This window comes from Streptomyces sp. NPDC041124 (assembly GCF_055592385.1).
Genome location: NZ_JBVIYR010000003.1, coordinates 16,461 through 26,933, shown reverse-complemented (window position 1 = coordinate 26,933; position 10,473 = coordinate 16,461). Strand labels below are relative to the sequence as shown.

The following is a 10,473-nucleotide window of genomic DNA, read 5'->3' as shown; positions in this document are numbered from 1 at the left end:
GGCGGGGGGCGGGAGACCCCGGGCTCCCCGGGGGTGGTCGCCGGGCCCCGGGAGGCGGGGGAGCCCGGCGACGGCCCGGGTCAGGTGTTGTGCCCCCGTTCGCCGTCGGCGTCGTCCACGGCTCCGGACGCGACCCGGCCGGCGGTCTGGGCCGCGGTGATCGCCGCGGCGACGGCCATGCCGGCCGGTCCGCCAGCAGCGGCGGCGGCCCGCGTGGCCCCGCTCGCCGCTCCGGCCCCGCCCGCGGCCGAGCCGCCGGCGCCCGCGGCGCTCGCGCCCGGAGCACCGGCACCGCCCGGTGAGCCGCCGCCGCCGGAGAGTCCGGACGGACCGGACGTGCCCGCCGCGCCGCCGGAACCGCTCCCGCCGGCCGCTCCGGCCGCTCCGGACGGTCCCGCCCGGCCGACCTGACCGCCGCCCCCGCCGGCGCTCCGGCCGGCGATCGAGCGGGCGCCGGACGCCAGGGCCCCGCCCGCCTGGGACATCGCGCCGGACATGGCGGCGGACCCGCCGAGCGCGGCGGTGGCCGGCATGACGAGTTTCAGCAGCGCCGGCAGGGCGACGGCGGACAGCAGCATGACGCCGATGCCGGCGATGCGTTCGGTGGACTCGCTGCCCGCCTCATTGGAGTTGATCATGGCCGTGCCCGCGTACATCACGAGCGCCGCCGCGGGTTTGTACAGCAGCCAGGCGATCATCCAGCCGATGTGCTTGCGCCACCAGCCGTTGCCCCAGTCGGTCATCGAGGCCGCGGCGGCCAGCGGCAGGGTGCCCAGCAGCACGATCAGCACGCCGAGGCGGATGTAGAGCAGGATCGTGTGGATGATGGCGGAGATCAGCAGCAGGAACGCGATGATCAGCAGCAGGAACGACTTGCCGAGGCTGGTGTCGCTGTCGCAGCCGACGTCCGTCAGCAGCCGCTCCGCACCCGCGGCGAAGAGGTGGTCGGAGTAGCCCTCCGACACCCGGGCGGCGGCCGCGAAGACCGTGGTGGCGGCACCGGAGACGAGGATCACCCGGGCGATGCCCTTCAGCGCGGTCACCCCGGCGTCGCCGCGCCGCTCGACGGCCATGCGGGCGGACGCGAACAGCAGCGACCCCACCGCCAGGTAGACCACGATCCACTGCGACTGGTTGTTGACCTCCTTGGCGGTCGTCGTCCCCGTCAGCCCCGGAACGCTGCTGACCAGGTCACCGAAGACGGTGACCGCACCGGCCAGGATGGACTTGGCGATCAGGTCGATGATGGTGCCCACCGGATCGCCGAGGAACTCGAAGAACCCCTTGAACAGGTTGGTGGCGGGATTGCCCGTCGTGCACGCCATGTCAGCGCCCCCAGAGGACGTAGCCGCGGGGGTTGTGCACCACCGACACCGGTGTGTGCGGATCACCCCCGTCGGAGGGCCGGAGCTTCCAGTCGCCGCCGCTCCAGCGCAGGTCGATGCTGGTCGTCGCGTAGCCGGAACCGGTCCGCATGAGCAGGTCCACGGTCGCGGCCGAGCCCTCGTACGAGGCGACGGAGAAACCGGCGTACGTGGCGACCGCGCCGTCGGACCGGCGGGCGGCGGAGTCCCGGACGAGGCCGCGCTGGAACTCGAAGCGGTCGCGCCCCGGCCCGGCCACGACCTGCTGGTCGAGGACCTTGCGCCAGCCGGGCTCGCTCAGCTGGGACGGGATGACGTGGGCGGCCAGCACGGCGCCGACGGGCGTGTGCGCGAAGCACCACCGCATGCCCCCGTCGGTCCGGGTGGGACCGGCGGCTGAGGACGCCGGCACACGCACCACACCGATCGTGCGCCACTCGATGCCCCGCGGCGGGGTGGTGGGCACCGCGTCGTCGCTGTCGTCGGTACGGCACCCCTGCGGCCGGCTGTCCCCGGTGGCGGCCGTCCCCGACAGCGGACCGCCGGGGGCGGGCTCCCGCGCCCGGTCCTCGCCGGCCGTCAGCGCGATGGTGCCGCCCAGGACGAACACGACGGCGACGAACCCCGCCGACAGCTGCCAGCCGCGCTGGCGCCAGTAGGGGCCGGAGGGCTCGGCCCGCCGTCTGCTGCGTGTGAACATCTCGGCCGCCCGCCGGGTCAGTTGAAGACGAACTGGACCAGCGGGCCCGCGGTGGCGACCAGCACGCAGCCGCCGAGCACCATGCCGAGGCGGCTCATGTGCTCGGAGCTCTCACCCCGCTTGACGGAGATGGCCATCATCGCGCCGGTGATCAGCACTCCGGCCACGCCGGCGGCCGTACCGGCCCAGGCGGCTATGCCGAGCACGGTGTTGACCTTCTCCGCCAGGTCGCCGGGCGCCTGCCGCTGCGGCTGGGGCACACCGGCGGCGAGGAACCGGGAGGTGTCGAGGAGGGTCGAGGGCATGGAGGTCTCCGGAAAAGTAGGCGCCCACCGTGAGCGACGGGCGAGGAGGGGTGACGGAAGGGTCCGTGCGCTCAGGGGCCGAGGAGCTCCAGGCTCCCCAGGGCCCCGACGAGCGGACGGGCGGTCGAGGCGACCAGGCAGGCGAGGACGACGAAGAAGACACCTCTGAAGTGCGACGACCCCTCGCCCGGATCACCGCGGTTGAGCTGGATCGCCATGGTGGTGCCGACCACGATCAGCCCGAAGACACCGCCCGCCGAGACGCACCAGGCGAGCAGGTTGATGATCGTCTGGGCGTCGCCGCCGGGGACGTAGGGGGCGGCCAGCAGCCGGGCGCCGTGCGGGAAGGGGGTCACGACACCGCCTCCTCGGCGTACGGTTCGCCGCCCACCAGGTCGGCGAGGGTGACGAGTTGGCGGGGGAGGGTCCTGGGACGGCGGTCCATGCGCCACGCCGGTATCCACGGCACCCGGTGCACGTGGACGACGGAGCGCAGCACCCGGATCCGGCCCAGCAGGCCGAGCGGCAGCCGGCCCGGGGCGTCGGCGACCAGGACGACGGCCAGCAGGTCCAGGCCCCGCGGTCCGTCCTCCCCGCGCAGTTCACCGAGCGCCCGGGAGACGGACCGCAGTCCCCGCGCGCTGGTCCTGCCGACCAGGACGACCCGGTGCGGCTCCCCCCGTGAGGGGTCCGGCCAGCGGGCACCGACCTCCACACCGCCGAGGACGTCGGCCAGCGAGGTCGCTCCCGCGCCGCCGTGCGCCTTGACCCAGCCGACCGCGTCACGTGCCTTCACCCGGTCGGCCCCGCCCCGCCGTGGCTCGGCCCAGGTCGGTTCGCCGGACGAGGGGGCGGGACGGCGCAGGGGGGTGGTACGGCGAGGAGCGGAACGCTTCGGCCGTGCGCCGGAGCCCTCGGCCACCCGCGTGTTCCCGGCAGGGCCCGCGGGGCTCTGGCCCGTAGCGTGCTCGGTGGGTACGGGCGTCTCCCCGCCGGTCCCCGCCGCCGGTCCTCCCGCGCCCCCGTCCGTGGCCGGCCGCGTGTCAGGGCCCGTGGGCGGTGCGGACTTCGGGCCCCGTATCCACCCCTGCGGGACCGACGGCCTGGCCGAAGGAGTGCTCATGCGTACCCGCCTCCCTCTTCGCTCGTGCTCGCGCTGCTCTGCGTCATCTGATGCGCGTCGGCTTTGAACCTGTTCGCCCGGCAGTCCGTTGCGTCTGCCGAGCCCGACGGACAGCACAACGGTCCGTCCGGCGACAGCGGTTCAAGACGAGGGGAAGAAGGCGGGAGCCGATGGGTGCGGGTTCGGATCGGAGCGCGGAGGGCGGTGCCTCCGCCGCCACCAGGAACACGGTCCTCGCCGGGACGGGCTGCGGCTGCCTGCTGTCCCCGGTCGTGCTGGCCGGCGGTGCGATCGTCGTGATCATCATCTGCGGGTTCGGTGTCCTGCTGGCCCCGCTCATCGCGCTGATCCTGCTCTTCGGCGGCGGTGGCGGAGGGGGCGACGGCCCGTCGAACGAGGAGATCGCCGAACAGGTCATCGACGCGTTCGAGGGCGACGGCAAGGGCGAACTCGAGGAGTCCACCGTCCCCGAGGACCTGGTGGACCCCATCAAGGACGCCGGGGCCGTGTGCGAGGCGATCGGACCGATCGTCATCGCCGCCCAGATCGAGTACGAGTCCGGCTTCGACGCCTCGCTGGTCGGTTCCGGCGGCGAGCGGGGCCTCTCCCAGCTGCCGCCCGAGGTGTTCGAGGAGTACGGCGAGGACGACGACGACAACGACGAGGTCTCGGCGCTGGACGCGGAGGACTCGATCATGGCCCAGGGCCGCTACCTGTGCGCCCTCGCGGAGCAGGTCCAGCAGGCCGTCGACGACGGCCGCGCCGAGGGCGGTGTCCTGGACCTCACGCTGGCCGCCTACCACGTGGGCCTCGACACCGTCCTCGCGGCCGGGGGCCTCCCCCGCACGAACGAGGCCCAGGGCTACGTCGCCGCCGTGCGCGCCCAGTTCGCCAAATACGCCGGTGTCGCCGCGCCGCCGGCCGGCGCCACCCCCGGTGTCACCCCCGACCCCGCCGCTTCCCCCGCCTGAGGAGATGAGCCATGTCCCACTTCCGGGTACGCATCACCGACGAGAGACTCGCCGAGATCGACGGGACACCCCTCGTCCCCGCACCGGGCGAGTCCGTCCACGACGCCGTACTGGACCGGTTGCAGCGCCACGCCCAGGAGCGGGCCGCCGCGGTCCGGGCGACGGTGAACGACGGCCCGGACACCGGCCACTTCCTCCTCGAGATCTCCCCGGACGGCTCCAGCCGCCTGCTCGACGCCTCCGACCCGGAACCCGCGGCCACCTCGGAGCCCCCGCAGGCGCCGGGGTCCCCGCAGTCCCCCGAACGCTCCGAACCCTCCGAGGCCCCGCACTCCCCGGCGTCTCCGCAACCCCCTCGACCCCCGGCCCACGCGAAACCCACCGAGCCCGCCCCCCGGCCCACGGACCCGACCTCGGGCCCCGCCGGGCCGCCCTCCGGTCCCGACGGATCGGCCGCTGGCCCGGCCGTGCCGCCCCCCGGCTCCGCCGTATCGGTGTCCGGCCCAGCCGTGCAGGTCCCTGGTGTTGTCGAGTCGGCCTCTGGCACCGCCGCGCCGGCGTCCGGCTCGGCCGTGCCGGCGTCGGGTCCCGCCGTGTCCGTCTCCGGTTCCGTCGAGTCGGCCCCTGCCCCGGCCGTGCCGCCCTCCGGTCCTGCCGGGCCGCCGTCGGGCCCGGCGGTGCCGCCCTCCGGCTCTGCCGCACCGGCCCCGGACCCCGCCGCGCCGGCCACCGTCCCCGCCCCCAGGCCGGCACCGCTCCCCTCCGCTCTCAGTGCCGTGGTCACCCGGGCCCGCGCCACTGCCGCGTCCCATGCCACCGCGGCGAAAGACCCCGCCCCCGCGCCGCAGCCGGCCCTCGCCTCCGCAGTACCGGACGTCCCCGCCCCCGCGCCGCAGCCGGCCGCCCCCGCCGCCGGGCTCACCGGTGACGTCGCCGACCGGATCGGGCGCATCAACGCGGACGCGGCGGCCGGCCGGCTCGACGAGGCGTACGCCGACGCCACCACGCTGCGCGAGGGCCTGGCCGAGACGGTCGGCGCCGACCACCCGCACGCGGTGGAGGCCCGGGCGCTGGAGGCGTACCTCGCCCACCTGTGCGGCGACCACCGCGAGGCCACGGTGCTGGCCCTGGGCGTGGCACGCATCCGCTGCGTGAACGGGGACGAGCGGGCCGCGTCCGACGTGGCGCGGGCGGCAGCGGCCTGGCAGCACATCGAGGACGACCGGGCCGCCGCGGTGCACGGCACGGAACTGCTGCACATGTGGGACACCCTGCGCGACCTCGGCGCGCTCACCGCGGACCAGGCGGAACTCGCCGAACGGACCCGTGAACAGGTCGAGGCGCTCCTCGCACACGTCTGAGACACCCCCTGGCCCCCCTTCCGGCCTGCGCGTCCATCGGAGCGCACACCGGACGTCAAACGAACGTGGAACGCCCCTCGGAACACTCCGTTCCGCCAAGAGCTCCGGCCCCGACGCAGGCCGCGTCCGGGCCGGCCGGCCCACGGAGCGGGAGCAACCATGAACGTGACAGTCATCGGATCGGCGAGTGCCGCGTCCTGCGAGGAACGGGCACTGCGCGACCTCTACCTCGAACACGGGCCGGCGCTGTACGCGTACGTGCTGCGCATGCTGGGCGGGGACACCCACCGCACGGAGGACGTCGTCCAGGAGACGCTGCTGCGCTGCTGGAACAAGCAGAACCTGGCCGACGACGAGGGCATGGCGGTGCGCCCCTGGATGTTCCGGGTCGCCCGCAACCTCGTCATCGACGCGCACCGCGCCCGCACCGCCCGCCCGCTGGAGATAGGCGGCGCCACCTGGCTGACGGAGCTGGGATCGGAGTCGGACGACATCGAACGGATGCTGTCGTCCATCGTCGTCAACGACGCCCTCGAGACGCTGACCCCCGCGCACCGCGACGCGCTGCGGGCGACCTTCCTCGCCGACCGCACCACCCAGCAGGCGGCCGTCGCCCTGGGCGTCCCGCAGGGCACCGTGAAGTCCCGGGTCTACTACGCCCTGCGCAGCCTGAAGGCGGCACTGGCGGAGCGCGGGGTGCGGTGAGGGGAAGCGCAGCGCGCGGCGGCACGCGGTCAGCGCGGCGTCCGCGGCTCCCGGGGGGTGCGGGGCGTGTGGCGGCGCTCGGGGTCGAGGAGCTGGACGGCGATGCCGGAGAGGACCAGGCCCGCCGCGATGAGCAGTCCGTCGGGGACGATCACTCCCGCGAGCAGCATCAGCACCCCGATGACCAGCGCCCACCAGGCGCCGGTGCGCCGGTACTCGCGGGGGCGGGCCGGCTGTCCGGTGGACAGCGCTCGGGCGAACCGGGGATCCTCGTGCTCGACTCGGGCCGCGAGGGCGACCAGGCGATCGTCGTGAGGCCGGGGCACGGCTCCTCCTTCCCAGAGGGTGGCCGCACGTCAGCCTGCCGGCGGCCGTCGTCCCGGTACCGCGGGACGGGTGGAGGGTCTGCCGGCCTGGTGCGAACCGGGGCCGCTCCAAAGGGACTTGCCCGTGTGCCGATGTCTCGTACCGTCCGGTACCGGAGACTCCAGGCTCTCCCGGCACCACCCGCCGGGGCCATCGGTCGCGAGCCCCATCCCCGGGGCGCAGGAGCCCCATTTCTCCTGGCGGACGGTGCGCACGCCGATCGCCTTCAGGCCGGACCCGCCGGGGAAAAATGGGGGTTGTCACGGATGGCGCGTGAGCCGGCCGAGGCACAGGCTGGACCATGACGGCCCGCGCCGCGCCCCCGGTCCGCGGGTCGTCGCGGGCTCCCGCCGCACCGGGAGCCCAGGTGAGCGCGCCATGGCGAGGAGGCGGTAACGGGTGCCTCTGTTCTGGCGGATCTTCATGCTGAACGCCGTCGTGCTCATCGTCGCCACGGCCCTCCTGCTGGGACCGGTCACCGTCTCCACCCCCGTACTGCTCACCGAGGCCGCGGTCCTCACCGTGGGCCTGGCCGCCATGCTGGTCGCCAACGCACTGCTGCTGCGCGTCGGGCTCGCGCCGCTGCAGCGGCTGACCCGCGCGATGACCACCACCGACCTGCTCCGCCCGGGGCGCCGTCCTGCCGTCGGCGGGCGCGGCGAGATCGCCGAGCTCATCACCACGTTCAACACCATGCTCGACCGCCTGGAGGACGAGCGGGCCACCAGCAGCGCCCGCGCCCTGTCCGCCCAGGAGGGGGAACGCCGTCGTGTCGCCCAGGAACTGCACGACGAGGTCGGCCAGTCCCTGACCGCCGTCCTGCTCCAGCTCAAGCGCGCCGCCGACCACGCCCCGCCCGAGCTGCGCGGGGAACTGCGGTCGGTGCAGGAGACCACCCGCGCCGGCCTGGAGGAGATCCGGCGCATCGCCCGCCGGCTGCGCCCCGGCGTGCTCGACGAACTGGGCCTGGCCAGCGCCCTCAAGGCCCTCGCCACCGAGTTCGGCGGCCCCGGCCTGAGCGTCCAGCACAGCCTCGCCCCGGACCTGCCGGAGCTGGACCGGGAGACGGAGCTGGTCATCTACCGGGTCGCCCAGGAGGGCCTCACCAACACCGCCCGGCACTCCGGCGCCCGCCGCGCCGAGATCGCCCTCTACCGCACCGCCGGCGGTGTCGAGCTGCGCGTCCGTGACGACGGGCGGGGCGTCGGCCGGGCGGAGGAGGGCGCCGGCCTGCGCGGGATGCGGGAGCGCGCCCTGCTCGTCGGCGCCGTGGTGACCGTGGAGTCCCGCCCCTCCGGCGGCACCGAGGTGCGCCTGGCCGTCCCCGTCCCCGCCCGCTTCCCCGCGCACGCCCTCGTTCCCCTGCGGGGCCCGTCCTCGCCCGCGCACGCCCCGCCCCCGTGACCGACGTCCCCCGACCGGAAACGCAGACATGACCGAGCAGGCCCCCACCCGTATCCTCCTCGCCGACGACCACGCCCTGGTCCGCCGGGGAGTTCGCCTCATCCTGGACGGCGAACCGGATCTGACCGTCGTGGCCGAGGCCGCGGACGGTGCCGAAGCCCTCGAACAGGCCCGTGAACACCGCCCCGACCTGGCGATCCTCGACATCGCCATGCCCCGCCTGACCGGCCTTCAGGCGGCCCGCGAACTCTCCCGCACCCTGCCGGGGACACGGATCCTCGTCCTGACCATGTACGACAACGAGCAGTTCTTCTTCGAGGCGCTCGCCGCCGGCGCCTCGGGCTACGTCCTGAAGTCCGTCGCCGACCAGGACCTCGTCGAGGCCTGCCACGCCACCATGCGCGGGGAGCCGTTCCTCTACCCCGGCGCCGTCAACGCCCTCATCCACAACTACCTCGACCTCGCCCGGGAGGGCCGGACCCTGCCGGCCAAGGCCATCACCGACCGCGAGGAGGAGATCCTCAAGCTCGTCGCCGAGGGCAACACCTCGCAGCAGATCGCCGACCTGCTGGTCATCAGCCCCAAGACGGTCGAGCGGCACCGCGCCAACCTGCTGGCCAAGCTCGGCCTGAAGGACCGTCTGGAACTCACCCGGTACGCCATCCGCGTGGGCCTCATCGAACCCTGACCGGCCAGGGGCGCGGGTGTCCGGCCGCCCGGCGGCTTGTCAGACTGGGGCCGGCCGCCCCACGGCCGAGCCCGCCGCCGACCCGCACCCGGAGTACGCCGATGCACCGTCCGTACGTCCTGCTGTCCGCCGCCGTCTCCCTCGACGGCTACCTGGACGACACCGGCCCCGAACGGCTGCTGCTGTCCGGCCCGGCCGACTTCGACCGGGTCGACGAGGTACGGGCAGGGGTGGACGCCATCCTCGTCGGCGCCGGCACGATCCGCGCGGACAACCCCCGGCTGCTGGTCAACTCGCCCGAGCGGCGCGCCGCCCGGATCCGCGAGGGCAGGCCCGAGTACCCGCTCAAGGTCACCGTCAGCGGCACCGGCGACCTCGACCCGGCGGCGCGCTTCTGGCACACCGGCGGGGAGAAGGTCCTCTACACCACCGACCGGGGCGCCGAACGGGCCCGCGCCCTGGGCCTGGCCACCGACGTCGTCCCGCTCGGTGCCGAGCTGGACTGGCGGCGGCTCCTGGAGCACCTGCACGCCGTGCGCGGGGTGCGGCGGCTGATGGTGGAGGGCGGCGGTCTGATCCACACCCAGCTGATCACCCAGGGGCTCGCCGACGAACTCCAGCTGGTCCTCGCCCCCCTGTTCGTCGGCGACCCGGGCGCCCCCCGCCTCTTCGGGCCCGGCACCTACCAGGGCGGCCGGCTGCGGCTGGTGGAGACCCGTCCGGTCGGCGACGTCGTCCTGATGCGCTACCAGCCCACCGCGCCCGGCGCCGGCGCGCTGTCCTCCGCGGCCGACCACCACTGGCTGGCCCTCGCCTGCGCACTGGCCGCCGAGTGCCCGCCCTCCGGCACCGCGTTCAGCGTGGGCGCGGTGGTGGTCGCCGCCGACGGTACGGAACTGGCGCGCGGGCACTCCCGGGAGGGCGCGGACCCGGTGGTGCACGCGGAGGAGGCCGCGCTCGCCAAGACCGACCCCGCCGATCCCCGGCTCGCCGGCGCCACCGTGTACTCCAGCCTGGAGCCCTGCGCCCGGCGCGCGTCCCGGCCGGTGCCGTGCGCCCGGCTGATCCTCGCCGCGGGGGTGCGGCGGGTGGTCACGGCCTGGCGGGAGCCGGACACGTTCGTGGAGGGGGCCGACGGCAGCGGCGTACTGGAGGACGGGGGCGCCACCGTCGTCGTCCTGCCCGCGTACGAGGAGCGCGCCAAGGCGCCGAACCGGCACCTGACCGGAGGGTGACGCCGAGCCGTCCGTGACGGGTGTGCGGCACGTCCCGCCGATGGCGTACACTGGTCTCAACGACGCGGGGTGGAGCAGCTCGGTAGCTCGCTGGGCTCATAACCCAGAGGTCGCAGGTTCAAATCCTGTCCCCGCTACTGAAGGCCGAGGGCCGGAATCCGATCAGGGTTCCGGCCCTCGGTGTCTTCCGTCGTCCGTCCCTCTCCCCGCTCCCCTCACTCACCGTGATCGGACCGTCTCGCAGCGCGTGA

12 protein-coding genes and 1 tRNA gene are annotated in these 10,473 nt (G+C 74.9%); 7 read left to right on the top strand and 6 right to left on the bottom strand.

From position 1 onward, the window contains the following. Window positions 1-80: 80 nt before the first annotated feature. From ACZ6A9_RS08300 to ACZ6A9_RS08280, 5 genes are all read right to left on the bottom strand, one after another. The gene (locus ACZ6A9_RS08300) at window positions 81-1,325 is read right to left on the bottom strand and encodes a hypothetical protein (RefSeq protein WP_468980813.1); all 1,245 of its coding nucleotides are present in this window, start codon (window positions 1,323-1,325) and stop codon (window positions 81-83) included. A gap of 1 nt (window position 1,326) precedes the next feature. Continuing rightward, entirely contained in the window at window positions 1,327-2,064 is a 738-nt protein-coding gene (locus ACZ6A9_RS08295) for a DUF8175 domain-containg protein (RefSeq protein ID WP_468980810.1), read from the bottom strand. A gap of 17 nt (window positions 2,065-2,081) precedes the next feature. Then, window positions 2,082-2,369 (bottom strand): hypothetical protein, encoded by a 288-nt coding sequence (locus tag ACZ6A9_RS08290; RefSeq protein WP_468980807.1) that lies wholly within the window; start codon window positions 2,367-2,369, stop codon window positions 2,082-2,084. A gap of 71 nt (window positions 2,370-2,440) precedes the next feature. After that, window positions 2,441-2,725, bottom strand: a complete 285-nt coding sequence (locus ACZ6A9_RS08285) for a hypothetical protein (protein WP_468980805.1) — start codon at window positions 2,723-2,725, stop codon at window positions 2,441-2,443. Beyond that, the gene (locus ACZ6A9_RS08280) at window positions 2,722-3,165 is read right to left on the bottom strand and encodes a hypothetical protein (protein WP_468980800.1); all 444 of its coding nucleotides are present in this window, start codon (window positions 3,163-3,165) and stop codon (window positions 2,722-2,724) included. The genes ACZ6A9_RS08285 and ACZ6A9_RS08280 overlap by 4 nt, the downstream gene beginning before the upstream one ends. A 497-nt stretch (window positions 3,166-3,662) precedes the next feature. On the opposite strand from ACZ6A9_RS08280, the gene ACZ6A9_RS08275 reads away from it, so the two are divergent. From ACZ6A9_RS08275 to ACZ6A9_RS08265, 3 genes are all read left to right on the top strand, one after another. Then, on the top strand, window positions 3,663-4,463 hold the full coding sequence (locus ACZ6A9_RS08275; protein ID WP_468980797.1) for a lytic transglycosylase domain-containing protein: 801 nt from the start codon (window positions 3,663-3,665) through the stop codon (window positions 4,461-4,463). An 11-nt stretch (window positions 4,464-4,474) separates the two neighbouring features. Then, the gene (locus ACZ6A9_RS08270; protein WP_468980794.1) at window positions 4,475-5,824 is read left to right on the top strand and encodes a hypothetical protein; all 1,350 of its coding nucleotides are present in this window, start codon (window positions 4,475-4,477) and stop codon (window positions 5,822-5,824) included. A gap of 159 nt (window positions 5,825-5,983) precedes the next feature. Further along, entirely contained in the window at window positions 5,984-6,529 is a 546-nt protein-coding gene (locus ACZ6A9_RS08265) for a sigma-70 family RNA polymerase sigma factor (RefSeq protein ID WP_468980790.1), read from the top strand. A 29-nt stretch (window positions 6,530-6,558) separates the two neighbouring features. On the opposite strand, the gene ACZ6A9_RS08260 is transcribed toward ACZ6A9_RS08265, so the two are convergent. After that, window positions 6,559-6,855 (bottom strand): DUF3040 domain-containing protein, encoded by a 297-nt coding sequence (locus ACZ6A9_RS08260; RefSeq protein WP_468980787.1) that lies wholly within the window; start codon window positions 6,853-6,855, stop codon window positions 6,559-6,561. Between the two features lie 439 nt (window positions 6,856-7,294). Here ACZ6A9_RS08260 and ACZ6A9_RS08255 point away from each other — a divergent pair, with 439 nt between their 5' ends. From ACZ6A9_RS08255 to ACZ6A9_RS08240, 4 genes are all read left to right on the top strand, one after another. Further along, entirely contained in the window at window positions 7,295-8,299 is a 1,005-nt protein-coding gene (locus ACZ6A9_RS08255) for a HAMP domain-containing sensor histidine kinase (protein ID WP_468980783.1), read from the top strand. A gap of 28 nt (window positions 8,300-8,327) precedes the next feature. Beyond that, window positions 8,328-8,987: a response regulator gene (locus ACZ6A9_RS08250; protein WP_468980779.1), complete on the top strand. Its 660-nt coding sequence runs from the start codon at window positions 8,328-8,330 to the stop codon at window positions 8,985-8,987. A gap of 101 nt (window positions 8,988-9,088) precedes the next feature. Next, the gene (locus tag ACZ6A9_RS08245; protein WP_468980776.1) at window positions 9,089-10,222 is read left to right on the top strand and encodes a dihydrofolate reductase family protein; all 1,134 of its coding nucleotides are present in this window, start codon (window positions 9,089-9,091) and stop codon (window positions 10,220-10,222) included. 63 nt (window positions 10,223-10,285) lie between these two features. Further along, window positions 10,286-10,359 (top strand) — tRNA-Met (locus tag ACZ6A9_RS08240). The last annotated feature ends 114 nt before the right edge of the window (window positions 10,360-10,473 follow it).